Raw genomic sequence first — 19833 nt, forward strand, 5'->3', positions numbered from 1 at the left:
TACCGTCGATGTAATGAGAAGTCAGGTCACGCAATCGACGTCCACGCGTGAGGACCATAGTTTCTTCGGTCAACCGCGCTCTCTCGCCAACATCTTCGGCGTGGAGATGTGGGAGCGGTTCTCCTTCTACGGCATGCAGGGCATCCTGCTCATTTACCTGTACTACGCGGCGGGTGAGGGCGGCCTTGGCATCCCGCAGTCGACGGCCGCGGGAATCGTCGGCGCCTACGGTGGCGGTGTTTACCTCTCGACGATTCTCGGCGCGTGGATCGCCGATCGACTCCTCGGTTCTGAGCGCGTGCTGTTCTACAGTGCGATCGTCATCATGTGCGGGCACGTAGCGCTCGCACTTCTGCCCGGGATGGTGGGTGTCGCGACCGGTTTGGTCCTCGTCGCGATCGGCTCCGGCGGGCTCAAGGCCAACGCGACCTCGGTCGTCGGAACCCTGTACTCCGCCGAGGACCCGCGCCGTGACGCCGGGTTCTCCCTCTTCTACCTCGGCATCAACCTGGGCGCGTTCGCCGGCCCGATCCTCACCGGAATCCTGCAGCGCTCCCTCGGGTTCCACTTCGGCTTCGGACTCGCCGCCCTCGGTATGGCCGCCGGACTGATCCAGTACTCCTTCGGTCGCAAGCGGCTTCCGGATGCCGCGCGGCACATTCCCGATCCGCTCCCCAGGAGTCGCTGGCCATTCTTCGGGATCGTGGCGGCAGCATCCGTCGCCCTCATCGTCGTGCTCGTTCTGGTCGGCGTCATCACCGCTGAGAACCTCGTCACGATCGTCATCGGTCTGACCGTGCTTGCGACGATCGCCTACTTCGTCGTGATTCTGTCGAGCAAGCTCGTCAGCGGGATCGAACGCAAGCGGGTGTACGCGTTCATTCCGATGTTCATCGCGAGTGCCGCGTTCTGGTCGCTCTATCAGCAGCAGTTCACCGTCGTGACGATCTACTCCGATGAGCGGCTCAACCGCGACCTCTTCGGCTGGGTCATGCCGGTCTCCTGGGTGCAGTCCATCAACCCGATCTTCATCATCCTGCTCTCCGGGGTCTTCGCCGCCGTGTGGACGAAGTGGGGCCCGCGCCAGCCGTCGACGCCGCTCAAGTTCGCGGCCGGAACGATCATCATGGGACTCGCGTTCCTGTTGTTCCTCCCGTTTGCCGGTGGGGAGGCGAACTCGACACCGTTGCTCGCGATGATCGGCATCCTGCTCGTCTTCACGATCGCGGAACTGCTGCTCTCGCCCGTTGGTCTCTCTGTGGCGACGAAGCTCGCGCCGAAGGTGTTCCAGACCCAGATGGTTGCGTTGTTCTTCCTCTCGATCGCGCTCGGAACAGCCGTGTCCGGCTGGCTCGCGGAGTGGTACCTGACCGTGCCCGAGCACCTGTACTTCGGGATCCTCGGTGGCATCGCCATCGTGCTCGGCATCGCTCTCGCGCTCATTGCGCGCCCCGTGCTCCGGTTGATGAGTGGCGTTCGGTAGTCTGGAATTCCGGGCGCTGCCCGGGCTTTTCGCCGCTCGGATTCGACCCGGATCGGCACCGTTTTCGGAAGGATGCCGTGGCCACGACGCTCGTCATCGTTCCGACATACAACGAGCGTGAGAACCTTGCCGCTCTGATTGCCCGGGTGCGCAGCGCGACGCCGGATGTCGACGTTCTCGTTGTCGATGACAATTCGCCCGACGGCACCGGTGCGATCGCCGACGGCCTCGCGGCATCCGACCGCGCTGTGTTCGTCCTGCACCGTACGGGCAAAGCCGGGCTCGGCAGCGCGTATGGCGCGGCGTTCCGGTGGGGACTCGAGCGCGGCTACACGCGGCTGGTCGAGATGGACGCCGACGGCTCACACCAGCCGGAGGAGCTTCCTGGTCTTCTCGCCGCAGCGGATGCCGGTGCGGACGTGGTGCTCGGGTCGCGCTGGGTTCCCGGCGGGGGTGTACGGAACTGGCCGGCCTACCGCGAGCTGCTGTCACGAGGCGGCAGCGCATACTCGCGTATCGTGCTCGGGCTGCCCCAAAAGGATGTGACCGGCGGATACCGGGTGCTGACCGCGCACGCACTCGAGAGCATCCGCCTCGAGGATGTCCACAGTCAGGGGTACGGCTTCCAGGTGGACCTGCTCTTTCACGCCGCTCGTGCCGGGCTCCGGATCGTGGAGGTGCCGATCCTTTTCGTGGAGCGCGAGCATGGGGTGTCGAAGATGACCGGGGGGATCGTCGCCGAGGCGATGTTCCGGGTCACGCTCTGGGGTCTCGGCGCTCTGCCGGGCCGGTTGAGGCGCCTTTTCGGCCGCTGACACTCTGTTTTGCCGCGGTGGTGTGGTCTCGGGAGGAGAATCGTGAGGTTCGGCTCCGTGTAGCGGACGAACCCTCGAATTCTCCTCCCGAAACCCGCGGGATCAGCGCTGGGAGGAGGCGACAGCATCCGCCGCGGGCTGTGCGTATGGCACGAGCCGGGCGAGTTGCGTGACGTGGCGCGGTTCGAGCTCGTCGAGGCTCGCGACGCCGAGGAGTTTCATCGTGCGACGGATTTCACCGGAGAGGATCTCGATGGTGCGGTCGACGCCCTGGCGGCCGCCGGCCATGAGCCCGTAGAGGTAGGCGCGGCCGATGAGAGTGAACCGGGCCCCGAGGGCGACGGATGCGACGATGTCGGCCCCATTCATGATGCCCGTGTCGAGGTGGATCTCGACCTCGCTGCCGACCTCGCGGACGACCGCAGGCAGCAGGTGGAACGGAATCGGCGCGCGGTCGAGCTGGCGTCCGCCGTGGTTCGACAGGATGATCGCGTCGGCGCCGAGCTCGACGGCGAGGCGGGCATCCGCAACGGACTGGATCCCCTTGACGACGAGCTTGCCCTTCCACTGTTCGCGGATGAAGCGCACCTCGTCCGGTCCGACGGTCGGGTCGAACATGGTGTCGATGAGGGCAGCGACGGTGCCCGACCAGCGGTCGAGGCTCGCGAACGCGAGCGGTTCGGTGGTGAGGAAGTTGATCCACCAGGCCGGCCGGGGCAGCGCGTTGATCACGGTTTTGGGGGTGAGCGCCGGCGGAATCGAGAAGCCGTTCTTCACGTCACGGAGGCGCGCGCCGCCGACCGGGGTGTCGACGGTGACCATGAGGGTGTCGTACCCGGCAGCCTGGGCGCGATCGACGAGGGCGAGCGAGCGGTCACGGTCGGTCCACATGTAGAGCTGGAACCAGTTGCGTCCGTTCGGTGCTGCCGCTGCGACGTCTTCGATGCTCGTCGTGCCCATGGTGGAGAGGGTGAAGGGGATGCCTGCGGCCTCAGCCGCGGTCGCCCCCGCACGCTCACCCTCGGTCTGCATCATGCGGGTGAAGCCGGTCGGGGCGATTCCGAACGGCATGGCGCTGGTCTTGCCGAGCACCTCGCGAGTGGTGTCGACCTTCGACACGTCGCGCAGAACCGACGGGTGGAACTCGATGTCCTGGAACGCCTGGCGTGCACGCGTGAGCGAGATCTCGCCCTCGGCAGCGCCGTCGGTGTAGTCGAACGGCGCCTTCGGGGTGACGCGCTTCGCGATGGTCCTGAGGTCCGCGATGCTCGTTGCCGCGGCGAGGCGGCGCGTACGAGCGTTGAACTCGGGCTTCTTGAACTGCATGAGCGGTGCAAGATCGTGCACACTCGGGATTCGTCGTTCGACCATGGGGTCCTCTTTCTGTCGGAGCGTTGGGTGAAACACCGGAGCCGGCTGTCGGGCTGCCGCGGGGAGCGGCATCCGGAAGCTATGTCGGTATCTCGTCCAGGCGGTGGGTGGGGAGGTTTGTCTCGGCGTAGTAATTGGAGATATGGGAGTGCACGGCGGCTCTGGCGCTCGCCGCATCGCCGGACTCGATCGCGTCAAGGATGCCCCGGTGCTCGCGCATGAGGCGGGCTGCGGTGTCTGGCCACGACGGAAGGTCCGCGGCGCCGAGCCGCGCATAGCTCTCGATCGAGCTGCGGAGTCCGGCCATCGTGGCGGTGATGACCTGGTTTCCGGATGCTTCGGCAAGCGTCAGGTGGAATTGCGCGTCGAGCGCGAGGAACTCGGCGGCGGGCAGGTCCCTCGACTCCATGGCGTCGAGGAGAGCGACGGATGCCGTGAGGCTCGGACGCGGGGACGCCCCGGCGAGGTCAGCGGCCACGGCCGTCTCGAGAACGAGTCGTGTCTTGACGATGTCGGCGACCGCGAATCCGGTTGCGGCGACCTGCAGGCGCATGAGTGCTGACATCCCGCCCCCTGGCAGCGCGACGATGATCGCGCCGGAGTTCGGGCCGGAGCCCGTCGCGGTGCGAATGAGGCCCAGAACTTCGAGCACGCGGAGGGCTTCGCGCACGCTCGAGCGCCCCACACCGAGGTCTGCCGAGAGAGCGCGTTCGCCGGGGAGGTGGTCGCCGGGGCGCAGGCGTCCATCGAGGAGGTCGCGCTCGATCGACTCGAGCACGACTTGCCAGGCACGAGGTTCGTCCGTCACGCTGCTCCCGTCGTCGATGTGGTCAGACCACAGAGTTTACACGGAATGGTGGCCGGGTCGAGGCATCCGACACCGACTGCAAATTCAGGAGACCTGGTGCGACACGCCGTACGGTAGCGCTCTCACGACGGCGTGTCGCGCAAATCTCCTGAATTTGGGGTGCATCGGTGTGCGAAGGAGGAGGGGGCGGCGGCGTGCCTCTACGTGCGCAGAACCACGTTCGCGGGCTCGTCGCCCCGCTGCATCCGCTCGATCTGCTCACGCACGAGACGCGCCATTCGCGGCATCATCGCGGTGGTCGCACCACCGACGTGCGGGCTGATGAGGACATTCGGAAGGGCGAACAGCGGATGCCCGTCCGGCAGCGGCTCGGGATCGGTCACGTCGAGTGCGAACCGAAGCCGGCCGGATTCGGCCTGCCGGAGGATGGCATCCGTGTCGGCGACAGCGCCGCGCGCGATGTTCACCAGAAGCGCGCCGTCGGGCATGGCCTCGAGGAAGCTGTCGTCGACAAGACCGGTCGTGTTCTCGGTGAGGGGAACGCCGACGATGACGATGTCGGCCTGGGGCAGCAGTTCGGGGAGCTCGTCGATGCCGTGGATGTGGCCGCGCTCGTCGTCGCGGGCGCGAGTGGCGACGCGAACGACGTTCACTTCGAAGGGCAGGAGCCGATCCTCGATGGCTTTGCCCACGCCACCATAGCCGAGGATGAGCACGGTGCGGTCGGCGAGGCTCGCGTACCGGTTCGGTGCCCATCGACCCGCGCTCGCGGCACGCACGAAGTCAGGGATGCCTCGCTGCACGGCGAGAATGAGGGCGAGCGTCAGCTCGGCGGTCGATGCCTCGTGCACGCTCGACGCGTTCGCGAACACGTTCCCGGGAGGCAGCACCTCGTCGACGCCGTCGTATCCGATCGACTGGCTTTGCACGAGCTTGGTGGTGACACCCTCGAGAGCGCCGAGCTTTTTCGTCGCGCCCATGTACGGCTGAATGACGATATCGAACTCGGCCACCGGCGCAGGGCCAGACATGTCCCACTCAACGAACTCGACGCCCTCCATCTCGCCAACCGCTTTGCGGAGAGTCGTGCCTGGAACACCAACAACGAGGGGAGAAGTCATACTTCGAGCCTATCCAAACGGATGCCGGTGGCGCGAAAACAGCACGGTGATCGCGGTGCGCTGAGCCGCGAATTCACCCCCGGCGGGCGCGCGGCTCGTACCGCACGGGAACGAAGGACCGGGCGACGAGGGCGCGCAGCGACTCGAGGTCGCCCTCCACGAGCCCGACGGCCCGCGCCTGCACGAGAACGTTACCGAGTGCTGTCGCTTCGACCGGTCCGGCGAGCACGGGCAGGCCCGAGCGGTCAGCCGTGAGCTGGCAGAGCAGCGTGTTGAGCGACCCTCCGCCCACGATGTGGATCACCGAGACCGGGGAGTTCGCGAGAGCGGATGCCGTGTGAACGGCGTGCGCGAAGGCATCCGCGAGGCTTTCGAGAATGCAGCGCACGAACGCGGCGGGTGAGGTCGGCACCGGTGCGCCCTGCTCGCGAAGAGCGTCGGCGATGCGGGCGGGCATGTCGCCCGGTGTGAGAAAACGAGGGTCGTTGGCGTCGAAGGTGGGCATCGCCTCGGTCACCGCTGCAGCCGAGGCGAGCAGCGTGCCCAGGTCGATCGATTCGCCGGACTCGCGCTCCCATGTGCGCACGGATTCGCTCAGAAGCCACAGACCCATGACGTTGTGCAGGAACCGCACGCGCCCGTCGACACCGCCCTCATTGGTGAAGTTCGCCTCGCGGCTCGCTTCGGTGAGAACCGGGTGCTCGAGTTCGAGGCCGACGAGGCCCCACGTTCCGCACGAGATCCACGCGGCGTCACCGGTGAGCATGGGAACAGCGACGACAGCGGATGCCGTGTCGTGCGACCCGACGGCGGTCACGGGAGTCGACGGGTCGAGTCCGGTCTCGGACGCGATCTCGGGCAGAAGAGTACCGATGCGGTCGCCAGGCGAGACGAGTGATGGGAACAGCGATCGGGGCAGTCCGAGCTTCTCGATCAGGGCGTCATTCCACCGGCCGTCGGTACCGAGCAGCCCGGTGGTCGATGCGTTGGTGCCCTCGGCTCCGATCGCTCCGGTGAGCCAGGAGGCGAGAAGGTCTGGAATGAGCAGAGCTGTGTCGGCGCGGGCAAGCGCGTCTCCGTCTGCGGCGAGCTGGTACAGCGAATTGAACGGCAGGAACTGCAGCCCGTTCTGTGCGTACAGCTCCTCGAACGGAACGAGGTTGTGCACGGCGGCGACACCGCGCTCGGTCCTGCCGTCGCGGTAGTGGAATGGTTCGTGCAGCATCCGCCCGTTGGCGAGCAGCGCGTAGTCAACGGCCCACGAGTCGATCCCGATGCTCAGTGGCTTCGCCGATGCCGCGCCCGCCAGTCCCGTGACGACCGACCGGAACAGCCCCGTGGCATCCCAATGCAGCCCATCTTCGTGCTCGGTCGGACCGTTCGGAAAACGGTGTACCGGGTCGAGCCGGAGCTCGTTGGGCCCGACATGCCCGAGCATGACTCGACCGCTCGTCGCGCCGAGGTCGACGGCGGCGACGGTGCCGACGCTGCCGCTCACCGGAGGCTCCCGGGCGCGAATTCACTCGCTGCGGACGAGTTCACCCGGCACGCCGGGTGAACTGGACCGAACCGGGTGAAAACGCGAGAGGCCTTCATCGCAGGAACGCGGCTGCGACGCCGGCGTCGACCGGAATGTGCAGACCGGTCGTGTGCGAGAGGTCGCTCGTGCAGAGCACGAACACCGCGTTGGCGACGTTCTCGGGCACGACCTCGCGCTTGAGGATCGTGCGCTGGGCGTAGAACTTGCCGAGGTCTTCTTCTTCGATGCCGTAGGTCTTGGCGCGGTTCGCGCCCCAGCCCGAGGCGAAGATGCCGGAGCCGCGCACGACACCGTCGGGGTTGATGCCGTTGACCTTGACGCCGTACTCTCCAAGCTCGGCAGCGAGCAACCGGACCTGGTGCGCCTGGTCCGCCTTCGTTGCCGAGTAGGCGATGTTGTTCGGCCCGGCGAAGACCGAGTTCTTCGACGAGATGTAGATGATGTCGCCACCAAGCTTCTGGTCGATGAGCACGCGCGCCGCCGCCTTCGAGACGAGGAACGACCCCTTCGCCATGACATTGTGCTGCAGGTCCCAGTCCGCTTCGGTGGTGTCGAGCAGCGACTTCGACAGGGAGAGCCCGGCGTTGTTGACGACGAGATCGAGCCCACCGAACGCGAGAACGGCGGCGTCGATCGCTGACTGTACCGCCTGCTCATTCGAGACGTCTGCAGCGACGCCGACGGCGACATCCGTGTTCCCGATCTCGGCTGCAGCTTCCTGCGCCTTCTCGAGCGACAGGTCGGCGATGACGACGCACGCACCCTCGGCAGCGAGGCGGGTCGCAATCGCTTTTCCGATTCCGGATGCCGCGCCCGTCACGAGCGCGACGCGGGTCGCGAGCGGCTTGGGCTTCGGCATGCGCTGAAGCTTCGCCTCTTCGAGCGCCCAGTACTCGATGCGGAACTTCTCGGCCTCATCGATCGGCGCGTAGGTCGAGAGACCCTCGGCACCGCGCATGACATTGATCGCGTTGATGTAGAACTCGCTGGCGACGCGCGCGGTCTGCTTGTTCGCGCCGAAGCTGAACATGCCGACACCGGGAACAAGCACGATGAGCGGGTCGGCGCCGCGCAACGCGGGCGAATCCGCGACCGCGTTGCGCTCGTAGTAAGCGGTGTAATCCGCGCGGTACTCCTCGTGCAGCGTCTGCAGTCGCTCGATGGTCTCTTCCACGGAAGCGGACGCCGGCAGATCGACGAGAAGCGGCTTCACCTTCGTGCGGAGGAAGTGGTCAGGGCAGCTCGTGCCGAGAGCGGCAAGGCGCGGGTGCTCGGCGCTCGCGAGGAAGTCGAGCACGACGTCGTCATCGGTGAAGTGGCCGACCTGTGGCTTGTCGGTGGAGACGAGTCCGCGGATGGTCGGCGCGAGAGCAGCGGCCTTGGCGCGGCGCTCGGCCTCCGGCAGGGCAGCGTACCCGTCGAGGGCGGGGCCGAACGGTTCAGGGCGGGAGTTCGCAGCGATGTACTCCGCGGCGGTGTCGATGATCCAGAGCGAGTTTCGCTCGGACTCGTCGCTCGTGTCGCCCCACGCGGTGATGCCGTGGCCGCCGAGGATGCAGCCGACGGCATCCGGATTCTGTTCCTTGATCGCGGCGATGTCGAGGCCGAGCTGGAAGCCGGGGCGGCGCCACGGAACCCAGACGACCTTGTTCCCGAAGATCGTGCGGGTGAGTTCTTCACCGTCTGCGGCGGTCGCGATCGCGATGCCGGAGTCAGGGTGCAGGTGGTCGACGTGCGCGGCGTCGACCAGGCCGTGCATCGCGGTGTCGATCGATGGGGCGGCACCGCCCTTGCCGTGGAGGGTGTAGTCGAAAGCGGCGACCATCTCGTCTTCGCGGTCGACGCCGGGGTAGACGTTGGTGAGGGCACGCATGCGGTCGAGTCGCAGCACGGCGAGGCCCTGTTCGGTGAGCGTGCCGAGGTCTCCGCCCGAGCCCTTGACCCAGAGGAGCTCTACCTTCTCGCCGGTGGCGGGGTCGATGTCCTCGCCCTTTGCCGAGGTGTTTCCACCCGCGTAGTTGGTGTTCTTCGGGTCGGCGCCCAGCCGGTTGCTGCGCGCGATCAATTCCGCGGCGGTGTCGTTCGTCATCGTCTCACCCTTGTTCATTCGTGTTAACTCTTACAGAAAGTAACAGGCGCCTCGGGTGGCGTCAAGATCAGACCAGCGAAACGAGCTCCCGAAAGTCGTCGAGTCGTTCGTCGGAGGGGTCGAGTTCGGTGACCATCGTGGAGATCGAGTCCCAGTCGAGGGCGCGCGCGAGGGCGCGCTGGCCGAGCTTGGACGAATCGACGAGCAGGATGGTTTCGTCGGCGGCGTCGACGAAAGCGAGCTTCACCTGGGTCTCAGCGAGAGTCACCTCACTCGTTCCGCGAGCCGGGTCTACCGCCGACGCTGAGGTGAAGAACCGGGAGTAGTGGAGGGATGCCGCGGCCCGGCAGGCGAGCAACCCCACGAAGCTGTCGGTGCGCTCTTCTGCCTCGCCCCCGATCAGTACGGGTGTGGTGCCGGCAAGCCGTTTCGCCGCGAGGAAGTTCTCGTAGGAGTTCGTCGCGAGGGTCAGGTCTTCAGCGTGGTCGATCCGTGAGATCAACGTTCCGACGGTGGAGGAGGCGTCAAAGGCGGCGGCGCCCGACGACGGAACGAGGGCGAGGGCCTTTTCAGCGATGAGGAGCTTGACGTCGGCTCCCGTCGCCATCCGGTCGACGAACGAGCGCGGCCGGAGCGAAGGCACGGCACCGCCACGCACCCGGCGCAGCTGGCCGTCCGACTCCAGATCCGCCAGGTCGCGGCGTACCGTCATCGCTGAAACGCCGAGGCTTTCGGCTGCGGTGTCGAGGCGGATGATCCCGTCGGCAGAGAGGATTTCGAGCAGTCGTTCGCGCCGGTACTCAGCGTCCACCGTCGATGTCGTTGCCATGGGTCGTGCTCCTTGCTCTGGACTGAGATGCTACCGCCGGAGAAACGCAAGCGCTTTGTATCGTTTTGGTTTCGCCTGTTGACGAGAACTGACTTTCGGGTTTACCTTTCGAGAGCAAACCTCAGTTTTCGTCAACGGTGTCGAGAGGAGGAACGATGAGCAGATACGACTTCGTACGGGAAGAGCTCATTCTTGCTGAGCTCGACGCGGCGGGGCGGGTGACGGTGAAGGACCTCGCCAGCCGGTTCGGAGTCTCACCGGTGACCGTGCGCAAGGATCTCGATCTGCTCGAACAGCGCTCGCTCCTGCGTCGCGTCCGCGGTGGCGCGGTCGCAGCATCCGCCCGCGACGAGGGCGCCTTCGAAACGCGGCTGCGCGCTGACGCCCAGGCAAAGCAGGCCATTGCCGCGGCGGCCGCGTCCCTCGTCCATGACGGTGATGTCATCGCGCTCGACTCATCCACGACGAGTAACTACCTCGCACGCGAATTGTTGTCGCGCACGGGCCTCATGGTGGTGACGACGAGTCTCCCGACTGCGACGCTTTTGATGGAGCGTTCCGATGCCACCGTCGTACTGCCCGGCGGTGTTCTGCGACGGGCCTCCCGATCCGTTGTCGGCGCATTCACCGACGTGTTCGAAGGCCGCGGCCGGGTGAAGACGGCGTTCCTCGGTGCCGCGAGTGTTTCGCGCTCACTGGGGCTTCTCGAGCTGTCGAGCGACGAGTGTGAGGCGAAGAAGACCCTCGTCCGCGCCAGCGATTCCGCCATCGGGCTCTTCACGGCTGCGAAGACGAAGGGCTTCGGGCTGCACTCCTTCGCTGCTCCCTCTGAAATCGCGGCTCTGTACACCGACGACGGGGTCGGTCCGGAATTTGCCGAGGCGTGGGCTGGATCCGGCGTCGAGGTCGTCACCGTCCCGATCGGGGCCGTTCGGCACCAGACGGTGGGAGCGGCGATGACCGCATGACAGAAAAACCCGGTGGCAACACCGACACCCAGCGGCGACTGCCGCACCCATCACCAGCCGGGCAGCGATGCCGGGCTTCATCGAGAGAGAGGCACCTCAATTGCTGAAAAGAAAAGCACTCGCCGTCGGAGCGCTCGCGCTGACGGCCGCAATGCTCACCACGGCATGCACCGCTCGAGGCAGTAGCGGACAGGTCGACAGCGGCACCGCCAACGGCGGCGATGACGAGCAGTACTCCATCGCCTTCGTTCCCAAGCTCCAGGGCATCCCGTACTTCGAAGCCATGAACGCCGGCGGCGAGGCAGCCGCCGAAGAGCTCGGCATCGAATGGCTCTACCAGGGACCGACGACAGCGGATGCCGCGGCCCAGGCCGACATCGTTCGCTCGTTCATCCAGCAGGGCGTTGACGCCCTCATCGTGGCCCCGAACGACCCGGACTCGATGGCACCGCTCCTGCAGGAAGCAGCGGATGCCGGAATCAAGGTCGCGACGAGTGATACGGATGCTCCGAATTCCGTTCGCGAGGTCTTCGTGAACCAGGCGTCCGTCGAAGGCATCGGCCAGGGGCTCACCGACGCGCTCATGGAAGCGATGGGTGGCTCGGGCAAATACGCGATCGTGTCGTGTGGTGAGACCGCGGCCAACCTCAACGCGTGGATCGAAGTGCAGGAGGCGTACACAGCGGAGCAGTACCCGGACGCTGAGATCGTCGACATCGTGTACGCGGGAGAGGACCAGGCCGCGGCGACATCCATGGCTACCGACCTCATGAACGCACACCCCGATCTCACCGGACTCGTCGGTGAATGCACGTCGTCTGCTCCTGGTGTTGCCCAGGCCGTTGCGGACGCGGGCAAGATCGGCGAAGTGTTCACCGTCGGGCTCGGGACGCCGCAATCGATGAAGCCGTACCTCGAAGACGGATCATCGAGCGCGTCGATTCTGTGGGACGTCGAAGGCCTCGGCTACCTCACCGCGTGGGCTGGGCTCCAGCTCGCCGAGGGCAACGAGTTCGAAGCGACGAACAACGTGAGCGATGACCTGTCAGAAGTCGAGTACGACGACTCGACCAAGGTGCTCTTGCTTGGTCCGCCGCTCGTGATCACCTCGGACAACGTCGACGACTTCGACTACTAGAAGTTTTCGACACCGGAGGGGCTCGGACCCGACCGAGCCCCTCCGGCGTCCGCTCCCGATGAAAAGGACCTTCATGGCGAACGAAACGACCACGGTGCCCCGACTCGAACTGTCCGGGGTCGTGAAAAGCTACGGCGGAGTGCGGGCGATTCGTCACGCAGACATGGTTGTCGCTCCAGCTACAGTTCATGCCCTGGTCGGGGAGAACGGTGCGGGCAAATCGACCCTGATCAAGATCGTGGCGGGTGCCGAACGTGCGGATGCCGGCACGATCAAATTCAACGGAGACACGGTGTCGATCACCTCGACGACGGATGCCATCGGCCTCGGAGTACAGACCGTCTACCAGGAGCCGCAACTCTTTCCCGAACTCAGCGTCGCCGAGAACGTCTTCGTCGGTCGTGAACTGAAGAAGGGTGTCCGGGTCGACTGGGCGGCGCAGGCGGATGCCATGCACTCGCTGCTCGAAACGGTCGGGCTGCCCGACACCATCTCGACCGAGGTGGTCGGATCCCTGTCCATTGCGCAGCAACAGCAGGTGTCGATCGCGAAGGCGCTCGCCGGGGACGCGTCCGTTCTCATCCTCGATGAGCCGTCCGCGATTCTCACCGACGCCGAGATCGACGTGTTGTTCGCTGTCATCCGCAAGCTCACGGCATCCGGTGTGTCAGTCATCTACATTTCGCACCGACTCGACGAGCTGTTCCGCATCGCCGACGTGGTGACCATCATGCGCGATGGTGAGACAATCACCACGCGGCCGATCGGTGAACTGAGCGTTCGTGAGATCGCCGAGATCATGGTCGGCGGCGTCCTCGCCGAGTCGCGGACGGATGCTGAATCGACGCGGGGGGAGGTGGTGCTGGAACTCGAGCAGCTCAGCCTGGACAAGCATTTCGCTGACATCAGCCTCACCGTTCGGGCCGGAGAGATCGTGGGGCTTTACGGACTCATCGGCTCGGGCGCCGGAGAGATCGCAAGCTCGGTGTACGGGATGCAACGGCCCGCCGGTGGGAGCATCCGGGTCCATGGCAACGCGGTGCAGCTCAGGCGCCCGTCGCAGGCCAAGAAACTCGGCATCCACCTGTTGCCTGCGAACCGGTCAGCGCAGGGTTCGTTCTCGTTCCAGAGCATCGCATTCAATATCACCGTCGGCGAACTCCATCTGCTTTCGCGGGTTCGCGGGTGGGTCGAACGGCGCCGTGAGCGCTCCATCGCCCGTGATTTCATCTCACGGCTCGCGGTCAAGACGCCGAGTGAGAACCAGCCGATCAGCGCGATGTCCGGCGGGAACGCGCAAAAGGTCGTCCTCGCGAGACAGCTCGTGAATCGCCCAACACTTCTCGTGCTCGTCGAGCCGACGCAGGGCGTCGACGTCGGGGCAAAAGAGGAGATTCACCGCATCATCGACACGCTCGCATCCGAGGGAACGGCGGTTCTCGTCGTCACGAGTGACCTCGGTGAAGTGCAGCGGATCTCGGATCGCATCCTCGTCGTACGCGGTGGAGAGATCGTGAGCGAATTCGCTCCGGATGCCACGCAGGTCCAGATACTCGCGGCGGCCGCCGGCGAACAGCACCAGGAGGAAGCGCGATGACCGCTCTCGACGAAAAATCACAGGAAACGGTGAAACCGGTCGCCCGGCGGATTCTTCCTCCGCCGGTCACGGGGCAGGAACTGGTCCTCGTCGGTGTCATCGCCGTGCTCTGGGTGCTTCTCGGTATCTTCACTCCGTCATTCCTCACCCCGTCCTCGATCCAGCCGCTCCTGGTCTCTGTCGCACCGCTCGCTCTCATCGGCGTCGGGATGACGTTCATCATCATCACCGCGGGCATCGACGTCTCCGTCGGAGGAGCGATCGCACTCTGCGCAGTCGTGACGGCGAAGCTGCTCGTTAACTTCGACGTGCCGCTGATCGTCGCGGTCGGAGCAAGTGTTGTGTTGGGACTCCTGCTGGGGGTGATCAACGGAACGCTCATCGCCTACGGGCGAGTCCACGCCATCATCATCACCTTCGGTACGGCGAACATCTTCCAGTTCTTCGCTCTGCGGGTGTTCGGCTCGTCCACCGTCAACAACATCCCGGGAACCCTCGACGTATTCGGTCGCGGCGAAGCCGGGCGCAGCTTCGGGGTGCCGCACAGCTTCGCCATCACCGTGATCGTCGTGATCCTCGCGTGGTGGTATCTCCGGCACACCGCGGGCGGCAGGCATTTTTTCGCCATCGGCGGCAACGCCAACGCCGCGCGCCTGGCGGGCGTGAAGGTGCAACCGCGGGTCCTGCTCGCCTACGCGATCACCGGAGCGCTCGTCGGAGTCGGTGCCTGCTTCCTCATCGCCTCAGGCACGTCGACGCTCGATCAGGGGGTCGGTGCCGGCCGCGAGCTCGCCGTCATCGCTGCCGTCGTCATCGGCGGGACCTCGATTCTTGGAGGAAGGGGGTCGGTCATCGGCACACTTCTCGGGGCGATCCTGGTGCAGACCGTCACCTCCGGAGTGACCCAGCTCGGCTGGCCATCCCAACTCGCCAACCTTTTCGTCGGAATCTTCATCATCATCGCCGTCGGCACCGACTTGCTCCGCGAGCGGGCACGAAGGAGGAAAGCATGAGCGTGACCACGCCGTCGCCATCGACCGCCTCAACGCCGACGCGGAGCCCGGAAAAGCGGAGTCTCGGTTCCCGCGCACTCGAAGCGTTGCTGACCCAGCGGATCGTGCTGCTTGCGGTGCTCATCGTCATTTTGCTCGTCGTCATGACCATCCTCGACGCCACCGGTGCGTTGAGCGGCTCGTACAATTCCGACTATCTCGCGGCAGCTCTCATCAACGCGGTCCCACTGGCCATGCTCGGGCTGGCGCAGTTGTTCGTGATCCTCTCCGGCCGGGGTGGCATCGATCTTTCCGTCGGGTCGATGGTCTCGGTAACCGGCGTCGCATTCGGGATGTCCTATGGGCTGTGGGGCTGGAATCTCTTATCCGCGATGATTTTCGCTGTCGTGCTGGGTGGCATCCTCGGGGGGATCAACGGTGTCCTCGTTGCCTACGTCGGGTTTCCTCCGCTCATCGCGACGCTCGCGACGTTCTATGCCTATCGGTCGATCGCGTTGGTGTGGAGCGACCAGAAGCCGGTGAACTCGGCCGAGATCCAGGCGTTCTACTCGGCGGCGAAGGCCATCGAGCTGCCGTTGATCGGCGCGTACCTGCCGCTCGTGCCGCTCGGCATCTTCACCTTCCTGCTGCCCGTTGTGATCGTTTCGTGGATCCTGCTCAACAAGACCACCTTCGGCCGCCGGGTCTACGCGGCCGGCACGAACGATACTGCGGCGGTCTGGGCCGGCATCAACGTGCGGCCGAACCGGCTGGCCGTGTATGTGATCTCCGGTGTCATTTCCGGGCTGGTCGGTGTCGTCACGGTCGCCCAGTTCGCGTCAGCACGACCGGATGCCGGGACGAGCGGAAACGGCATGGCCCTCCCCGCGATCACCATCGCGGTGCTCGGTGGCGTGGCGATCACCGGCGGAATCGGCCGGGTCGCGGGTGTCGTGCTTGCGACCATCCTCATCGTCTGGACGAATGCCGGCATCCTTCTCGCCTTCCCGGGCAACAACGGCGTTCAGGTGCAGTTGGTTGCGCTCGGCCTTGTGCTCGTCTTCGCCTCGCTGCTCAACGGTCTGACGAGGCGCAAGTACGGGGGCATTTGAGGCCGTGGACTGCTGGGACCGCTGGGCAAACTCCCCTAGCCGTCCACCTCCTCGAGGACCATAATCGAATGCACCGCGCTCGTCGCGCGCGCAGTCGAGGGAACCAACGAGGGAGTCGATGATGACGGAAATCCTGCTGTTCCACCACGCCCATGGGCTGACGTCGGGGGTGAGGGACTTTGCAGACGTCCTCCGTAATGCGGGACACCGGGTACACACCCCGGATCTCTACGATGGTCGCACGTTCGACGATCTCGAGGGTGGGATCGGCTACGCGCGATCTGTCGGTTTCGATGCTCTCCTCGAGAGTGCCCGTGAAGCCGCTGGTGAGCTGCCGAACGATGTGGTCTACGCCGGTTTCTCTCTCGGCGGGGCGCCGGCACAGATGCTCGCTCAAACCCGGCCCGGTGCTCGAGGGGCTCTCCTCCTCCATGCCGCGCTTCCAGTTGCCGAGTTCAGTGAGAGTTGGCCAGCGGGAGTGCCGGTGCAGATCCATGCGATGAATGCTGACCCGGAGTTTGTCGACTCAGGGGACATCGATGAGGCTCGTGCTCTGGTCGAGCAAGCCGAGGATGCTGAACTGTTTCTCTATCCGGGCAATGCCCACCTCTTTGCCGACAGTGGCTTGCCCGATTACGACGAGGAGGCAGCCTCTCTGCTACTCGACCGCGTGCTCCAGTTCCTCAGTCGTGTCAGTTAGCCGCACCCCGCTTCGACGCAGCCACCGCCGTGAGCGGCTCTGAGGATGTTCACCGGGAACGCGAGTGAGTCGTGGGCGGTCTATGAGGATGACGACACTGACCTCATTCCGCTCTGGCGAGTGACCTGTACCCACTACCTCGTGAGCCGCACGTTTCGTCGAAGCCAGTCAGCGTTCGCCGATGCGATGGCGCCGATCCTCGAAAACCTCGGGTGGAACCCGGCCTGAGCACGCTTGCAAGCCTGGGGAGGGATTTTCGATCATGGTTAGGTCCTGCGGTTTGCTGGAGGGTGACACGGGGTGGCTCCTTCAGTGGAAGAAGGGTTTGCGGAGGAGCCAGTCCGGGTAGGTGACCTTTGGTTTTCCGTTCACCATTCCGACCGAGAACACACCGGTGTCGATCATGCGGTGATGGAACCAGCAGAAGAGCGCTCCGTTGTCGGTGTGAGTGGGACCACCGTTCGAGTACTCGTCCACGTGGTGGGCCTCGCACACGCTTGCGGGGATGGAGCAACCCGGAATCCCGCAGGTGGGTCCGTCTCGGGCAATCATCCCGGCACGTTGCGTTCGGTTGAACTTTCGTTTCTCGGTACCGAGGGCGATAAGTGCCCGTCTGGGTCGAGGAAGGCGGGGATGATGCTGGAGTCACAGAGAATCTGCTTGATCGTCGAGTAGGGAACCGGATCAGGAATCCCGACGATTCGCCCGGTTCCCTTCTTCTTCTCGAGAACATCGGTGGAAACGCTGACGATGACCGTTGGTGCGGCTCCGCTCGTGGTGGGAACCTCGCTCGAGCGGGCCAGAGAGTCGATCATGGCGGCAAACACGTCGGCGCGGATCTGGCCAGGTGTGCGTTCCTCTCGTGGTGCCCGGGTAGTGGCGGCATTCTTGGACTTGAACTCTGTCCCCGCAGCACCGCTTCCGCACTCGCCGTTGATCTCCGTACCGGCGCCATCATCACCCGCATCGGGTTGATAGCGGGATTGTGTACGCGGACTCAGTATCGCGTCGAACAAAGCGAGAAGTTTCGCCGCGACGTCGACAGTGACCTGGCCACCGAACTGGTGCAGCCCGTTCTTTGCGGTGCGGCTGACCCAGAAGTTTCGTTCCCTGACCGCTCTCTCGGCCCGCGGTTCGATACCGTCTTCGTCGAGGAGATCCCGCCACTGCCGAGCCTGGATCGCGATGAGGTCCGACGGCATCGGCAACCCGAACTCGGACCCACCGCCCGTTGCTTGACCCACCAGTTCGGCTTCAGAGACCTCGAGCCGGTGAACGTCGGCGCGGGGAGCGGCGAGGCTGAGCTCGCGCGTGATCACGTCAGCGGTCTCCGCCCCAATCAGCCCCTCGCGGAGAGCGGCACCTACCTCGGGAAAGAGTGGCGGCAGAGGGAGACCTGCGTCACTGGCGCGAGGGCTGGTCCGGGAGCCGACCCGGATCATCCGGTTCGCGGTCGCCGCAGATACGCCGGTCACCATCTCCACCAGATACGACGGCCGGGCGAAGTTGTGGCGAGCGGCAAGGCCGTCGCTCCCTCGCACCGGATCCGACCGGACCGCGACATCGTTACTCGCAGCAGCAAGGATCGCGTCGACGCCACGGCCGATCGCCGCGGTCTTCGACAACACACCGAGCAGCCCGTCACCGCTGAGCCGGTCGAGATGGTCAAGGTCGAGCAGGTCGATCACTTCGCCCAGATGCGCCAGGAGCCCGTCGAGCGCTGCCTCTTCGGCCGGAATCTCCGGAACCGGATGGAGGGCGCTGACCGGCAGGTTCATGGCTCCAGTGCACCGCCCGCACATTGAGCTGAAGCAGCACGCCACGCACCCACGCGCGGCCTGACCCGGGATGCCGGGCTGAGCGTCGCGCGCAGATCTTTCATGGCTCTAGTCCACACCCAACCACTGACAGTGGGCGCGCCGAAATCGGCGCGCCCACCGTCAACTGTGGATAACTTCGAAAAGGCCTACGCGCCCCAACCAGCCTGCTGGCCGCCGACGCGTTCCTCGGCGATGCGCTGCTGGTATCCGGATGCCGCGTACGCTGCCATCGGGTCGGCCGGAAGACCGCGGGATTCGCGCCACGCTGCCAGGTCGCTGCGAACATCCGTGTAGAAGGCGTCCATCAGAATTCCGTTGGCGCCGAGCACGTCGCCGGCGTTCTGGGCGGTGAGGAGAGCGTCGCGGTCGACGTGGAGGGCCCGCGCCGTCATCTCCTGCACGTTGAGCACGCTGCGGATCTGACCGGGGATCTTGTCCTCGACGTTGTGACACTGGTCGAGCATGAACGCGACGGGAGAGTCATCGTCGAGCCCGCCGCCACGGACGACCTCGTAGAGAATCCGGAACAGCTGGAACGGATCTGCGGCACCGACGATGAGGTCGTCATCGGCGTAGAACCGCGAGTTGAAGTCGAACGAGCCGAGCTTGCCGAGGCGAAGCAGTTGGGCGACGATGAACTCGATGTTGGTTCCCGGAGCGTGGTGGCCGGTGTCGAGGCAGACGAGCGCCTTGTCGCCGAGGGCGCTGACCTGGGCGTAGCTCGTTCCCCAGTCCGGAACATCGGTGTGGTAGAACGCCGGCTCGAAGAATTTGTACTCGAGTACGAGGCGCTGGTCGTCGCCGATGCGGTCGTAGATCTTCTGCAGCGAGTCGGCGAGTCGGTCCTGGCGCCCGCGGATGTCACCCTGACCGGGATAGTTGGTGCCGTCGGCAAGCCAGATTTTGAGGTCACGAGACCCCGTGGCATCCATCACGTCGATGCACTCGAAGTGGTGATCGATGGCCTGCTGACGCACCGCCTGATCGGAGTGAGTGAGCGACCCGAACTTGTAAATGTCGTCCTGGAACGTGTTGGAGTTCACCGTTCCGAGCGTCACGTTGAGCTCGGCCGCGAAGTCCTTGAGCGCGGAGTAGTCGTCGACCTTGTCCCACGGAATGTGCAGCGCGACCTTCGGCGCGAGGCCGGTGAGTTCGTTCACTTTTGCCGCGTCGGCGAGTTTCTCCTGGATGGTTCGCGGGGTACCCGGCGTTCCGAACACCTTGAAGCGGGTGCCGGAGTTGCCGAATGCCCACGACGGCAATTCGATGGCCTGCTTTTCGAGCGTGCCCAGCACGGTGGAGTCGATCGTCATTGTTCTTCGTCCTTACTGAAGCTCATCCGTCCAGCGAACAAGCTGAATCGTTTCAAAACAGATTATCAGAAGAAGGGGAGCACCGTACAGTGGTACTCCCTTTCTCTGGGGTAGGCGGTTCGCCTAGCGCGGGGCGG

18 protein-coding genes are annotated in these 19833 nt (G+C 65.3%); 9 read left to right on the forward strand and 9 right to left on the reverse strand.

All coding sequences use genetic code 11. The features are described from left to right. The first annotated feature begins 13 nt into the window (after positions 1-13). Both ACWA1Q_RS00735 and ACWA1Q_RS00740 read left to right on the forward strand, forming a co-directional pair. The gene (locus ACWA1Q_RS00735) at positions 14-1483 is read left to right on the forward strand and encodes a peptide MFS transporter (protein WP_463758714.1); all 1470 of its coding nucleotides are present in this window, start codon (positions 14-16) and stop codon (positions 1481-1483) included. A gap of 77 nt (positions 1484-1560) precedes the next feature. Then, on the forward strand, positions 1561-2298 hold the full coding sequence (locus ACWA1Q_RS00740) for a polyprenol monophosphomannose synthase (RefSeq protein ID WP_463758716.1): 738 nt from the start codon (positions 1561-1563) through the stop codon (positions 2296-2298). 102 nt (positions 2299-2400) lie between these two features. Here the strand turns inward: ACWA1Q_RS00740 and ACWA1Q_RS00745 are convergent, their stop codons facing one another. The 6 genes from ACWA1Q_RS00745 to ACWA1Q_RS00770 all read right to left on the reverse strand — a co-directional run bounded on the left by ACWA1Q_RS00745 (position 2401) and on the right by ACWA1Q_RS00770 (position 10056). After that, positions 2401-3669: an alpha-hydroxy acid oxidase gene (locus tag ACWA1Q_RS00745; protein WP_463758718.1), complete on the reverse strand. Its 1269-nt coding sequence runs from the start codon at positions 3667-3669 to the stop codon at positions 2401-2403. A 79-nt stretch (positions 3670-3748) separates the two neighbouring features. After that, a complete protein-coding gene (locus tag ACWA1Q_RS00750) occupies positions 3749-4477 on the reverse strand; it encodes a FadR/GntR family transcriptional regulator (RefSeq protein WP_463758720.1) in 729 nt (242 codons plus the stop codon). Between the two features lie 200 nt (positions 4478-4677). Further along, the gene (locus ACWA1Q_RS00755; RefSeq protein ID WP_463758722.1) at positions 4678-5598 is read right to left on the reverse strand and encodes a 2-hydroxyacid dehydrogenase; all 921 of its coding nucleotides are present in this window, start codon (positions 5596-5598) and stop codon (positions 4678-4680) included. A gap of 73 nt (positions 5599-5671) precedes the next feature. Next, on the reverse strand, positions 5672-7036 hold the full coding sequence (locus ACWA1Q_RS00760) for a rhamnulokinase (protein ID WP_463760892.1): 1365 nt from the start codon (positions 7034-7036) through the stop codon (positions 5672-5674). A gap of 154 nt (positions 7037-7190) precedes the next feature. Next, on the reverse strand, positions 7191-9227 hold the full coding sequence (locus ACWA1Q_RS00765) for a bifunctional aldolase/short-chain dehydrogenase (RefSeq protein ID WP_463758724.1): 2037 nt from the start codon (positions 9225-9227) through the stop codon (positions 7191-7193). A 67-nt stretch (positions 9228-9294) separates the two neighbouring features. Then, positions 9295-10056 (reverse strand): DeoR/GlpR family DNA-binding transcription regulator, encoded by a 762-nt coding sequence (locus tag ACWA1Q_RS00770; RefSeq protein ID WP_463758726.1) that lies wholly within the window; start codon positions 10054-10056, stop codon positions 9295-9297. Positions 10057-10211: 155 nt separating this feature from the next. Between ACWA1Q_RS00770 and ACWA1Q_RS00775 the strand changes: the two genes are divergently transcribed. From ACWA1Q_RS00775 to ACWA1Q_RS00805, 7 genes are all read left to right on the forward strand, one after another. Continuing rightward, the gene (locus tag ACWA1Q_RS00775; protein ID WP_463758727.1) at positions 10212-11024 is read left to right on the forward strand and encodes a DeoR/GlpR family DNA-binding transcription regulator; all 813 of its coding nucleotides are present in this window, start codon (positions 10212-10214) and stop codon (positions 11022-11024) included. A gap of 100 nt (positions 11025-11124) precedes the next feature. Next, on the forward strand, positions 11125-12162 hold the full coding sequence (locus ACWA1Q_RS00780; RefSeq protein WP_463758729.1) for an autoinducer 2 ABC transporter substrate-binding protein: 1038 nt from the start codon (positions 11125-11127) through the stop codon (positions 12160-12162). 73 nt (positions 12163-12235) lie between these two features. Beyond that, positions 12236-13759: a sugar ABC transporter ATP-binding protein gene (locus ACWA1Q_RS00785; RefSeq protein ID WP_463758730.1), complete on the forward strand. Its 1524-nt coding sequence runs from the start codon at positions 12236-12238 to the stop codon at positions 13757-13759. Then, entirely contained in the window at positions 13756-14772 is a 1017-nt protein-coding gene (locus ACWA1Q_RS00790; protein ID WP_463758731.1) for an ABC transporter permease, read from the forward strand. The genes ACWA1Q_RS00785 and ACWA1Q_RS00790 overlap by 4 nt, the downstream gene beginning before the upstream one ends. Further along, positions 14769-15863: an ABC transporter permease gene (locus tag ACWA1Q_RS00795; RefSeq protein ID WP_463758732.1), complete on the forward strand. Its 1095-nt coding sequence runs from the start codon at positions 14769-14771 to the stop codon at positions 15861-15863. The genes ACWA1Q_RS00790 and ACWA1Q_RS00795 overlap by 4 nt, the downstream gene beginning before the upstream one ends. A gap of 118 nt (positions 15864-15981) precedes the next feature. Then, positions 15982-16563 carry a dienelactone hydrolase family protein gene (locus tag ACWA1Q_RS00800; protein ID WP_463758734.1) on the forward strand — a complete coding sequence of 194 codons (582 nt, stop codon included), beginning with the start codon at positions 15982-15984 and terminating at the stop codon, positions 16561-16563. Between the two features lie 45 nt (positions 16564-16608). Beyond that, complete coding sequence (locus ACWA1Q_RS00805; RefSeq protein WP_463758735.1) at positions 16609-16791, forward strand: hypothetical protein; 183 nt, start codon at positions 16609-16611, stop codon at positions 16789-16791. Positions 16792-16872: 81 nt separating this feature from the next. Here ACWA1Q_RS00805 and ACWA1Q_RS00810 read toward each other — a convergent pair whose 3' ends face one another. The 3 genes from ACWA1Q_RS00810 to rhaI form a co-directional block, all read right to left on the reverse strand. After that, positions 16873-17040: a hypothetical protein gene (locus tag ACWA1Q_RS00810; RefSeq protein ID WP_463758737.1), complete on the reverse strand. Its 168-nt coding sequence runs from the start codon at positions 17038-17040 to the stop codon at positions 16873-16875. 71 nt (positions 17041-17111) lie between these two features. Beyond that, a complete protein-coding gene (locus ACWA1Q_RS00815) occupies positions 17112-18341 on the reverse strand; it encodes a DUF222 domain-containing protein (protein WP_463758739.1) in 1230 nt (409 codons plus the stop codon). 188 nt (positions 18342-18529) lie between these two features. Further along, complete coding sequence (gene rhaI / locus ACWA1Q_RS00820; RefSeq protein ID WP_463758741.1) at positions 18530-19696, reverse strand: L-rhamnose isomerase; 1167 nt, start codon at positions 19694-19696, stop codon at positions 18530-18532. Between the last annotated feature and the right edge of the window lie 137 nt (positions 19697-19833).

Source organism: Mycetocola sp. TRD_SC_2 (assembly GCF_055361225.1).